We start from the raw sequence: 2,637 nt of genomic DNA on the forward strand, positions 1-2,637 counted from the left end.
TTAGACTAGGAAATATTTTTCCAACTATTCCCTGTTTCCTATTCCCTGTTCCCTGCTATACAAGTGATAATTTTGAATTAAGTTGATTGGCGATCGCCATAAATTTAAAAGCTATATTTTAATATTAATTTAACCGAATAATTAAGCTCAAAAATCTCTCCCTAGTTATCCCATAGAATATTGTCCTACAAGCATAAACAAAAATTTTTCTTTGATTAAATCCTCTAATTATTAATTGTTGAACTCAAAAGTAAACTATCAAGTTTTTTATATTCCAGGACTTATGCAGGAACTCTACAGATAGCTAGTGCGTTAGCGGAGCTTTGCGTTAGAAAATACTATTTGTCCCTATAGATAGTCCTTTAAAGGTTAATTTGCGTAAGTCCTGTATTAGATAAAAAAAAACTGATAATTACACTTTACTTCTTAAGATATAGAGGTCCAAAGAAAGGGCGTGGACAGGTCGAAAGCTTAAAATTCAGACAACGTAAGATTTTTCCTTCTTCTTTATTCCTTCTTCCCTGTTTCTTCTCTTTCTTCTGCTATATTGACTAATAATTTATAGATCCAAACTTACCATTTAGCAACTATTAATAATAAAAAAATACTACTTTTTTTCCGGAACTATTCCCAATACTCCTGTTCCACTATATATATACCAATTCAATGAGTAAAGCAGCGTAGGAATTAATGATTGTGATGGAAAACCAAACCTCTATCAACTTGTCCTACATTATGTTACAATTAATTCAAGATTTATTGATATTTTACATTACTGTATATCAAAATACTAAAGGGTGGGTAAAAGAGTGATTGTAAAAAATAACTATAACTATAATTTTAAATCTCGTCAATCAGGAATACTTCAGTTTATTATATTTAGCACAATCGTGCTTATCCTCAGTAGCTTAATGATATTTACTCCGGGAGCAGCATTAGTAGAAATTAAAAACTCTACAGCCCCAGTAGTTTTAGATGGACGACAAATACTCAAAGTTAGCAGTGTAGGAGAATATACTGCCAAGAAAAGAGCTGAGTTAATAGAAGAAAAATTATTAACCGTAGTTTCATCATCAAACCCTATAAATATAAAAGTTAAGACAGAAGACAGACTACCAACAATTTGGTTAAACAATGCCTATTTATTAACTGTTACTCAAAAAGATGTTTTTCCAGGAAGTAATATTAAAGAGCAAACAGAATTTTGGGTAAAAAAAATTGAGGAGTCAGTAAAAATCTCTCAAAAAGAACGCTCTTTAAAATTTATGGGAAACACATTCATTAAAGTCGGATTAATTATTAATGTGGCCATAGCAATAAACTGGCTATTAAAGTTAATATGGCGAAAATATTTATATCATGCTCTATTGTTTTTTTTGGGAAACCATGGCATTTCTCATCCTGAAGAGAGCAAAAGTTTATCTATATTAATTAGTTTAAGTTTGTTAGTGACGAGAATAGCTTTATGGGTAGGAACAATTCTGTATATTACTAATAAATTTCCCCTGACTAGACAGTTCAGTTATCAGTTTACCGATACCTTAATTTCCACCTTCACCTCTCCTGTAATTCATTTGGGAAATCAAACATATTCTGTACCCGATCTATTCATTTTAGTAGGTTTAGTCTGGGCATTAATAATTGCTGTTGGTGGAACAACAAATCTTTTGAGATCGCGCATTTTACGAGTAACCGGAATTAACCGAGGCGCTCAAGAAGCGATCGCCACCATGACCAAATACAGTTTAATAACTATTGGTGTGATGGTATTATTGCAAGTATGGGGTTTAGACTTGAGTTCTATTGCCTTGTTAGCAAGTGCGCTTGGCGTTGGTATTGGTTTAGGTTTCCAGGATATTGCTAGAGATTTTGGCAGTGGTTTGATAATATTGTTTGAGCGACCAATACAGGTAGGTGACTTTGTAGAAGTTGGAGAATATCAAGGTACTGTTGAACGCATTGGTGCTCGCAGTACAATGATTAAAACTTTCGACCATGTATCTATTATTGTACCTAACTGCCGGTTTTTGGAGGCGGAGCTAATAAATTGGGATCATGACCACCCAGTTTCAGCATTGCGGTTACCAGTAGGAGTTGCTTACGGATCTAATGTAGAGGCAGTACGTCAAGCTTTATTAGATGCTGCTGCTGCATCTTATCCCGATGTGTTATCGATACCAGAACCCCAGGTATTGTTTATTGAATTTGGAGATAGCTCTCTAAATTTCGAGTTACGAGTATGGACAGCGGAACCGAGCAAACAGGAAATTATTAGGAGTGACTTGTATTTTAAGATTGAGGCAATATTGCGGGAGCGTGAAATAGAGATTCCGTTTCCCCAACAAGATTTGCATTTGCGGTCTGGGAATTTACCAATTGATTTATCTCCACGAATGGAAGCAATGTTGATGAAGTTTTTCCAGCAGGGAAGCAACCAGCAGGGAAGCAACCAGCAGGGAAGCAATGGGAAAAAAGTTAATTTGACTGGCAAGGAAGAACAGAATTAATATCGCGCTACGTGCTAGGGAATAGGCAACAGTGAATATTTCCCTGTCTAAAGTTTTTTCCTACTGAAACGCTCCGTGAACAGGATTGAAAAATGTCTTATATGTGTCTGGATAATTAGTGACAAAAAAA

The 2,637-nt window shown here is 34.8% G+C and carries 1 protein-coding gene; it reads left to right on the forward strand.

Features of this window, described 5'->3' with window-relative positions:
• The first annotated feature begins 911 nt into the window (after positions 1-911).
• The gene (locus AC3DU7_RS30705; protein WP_488043023.1) at positions 912-2,507 is read left to right on the forward strand and encodes a mechanosensitive ion channel family protein; all 1,596 of its coding nucleotides are present in this window, start codon (positions 912-914) and stop codon (positions 2,505-2,507) included.
• Positions 2,508-2,637 lie beyond the last annotated feature (130 nt).

This window comes from Okeania sp., assembly GCF_983059655.1.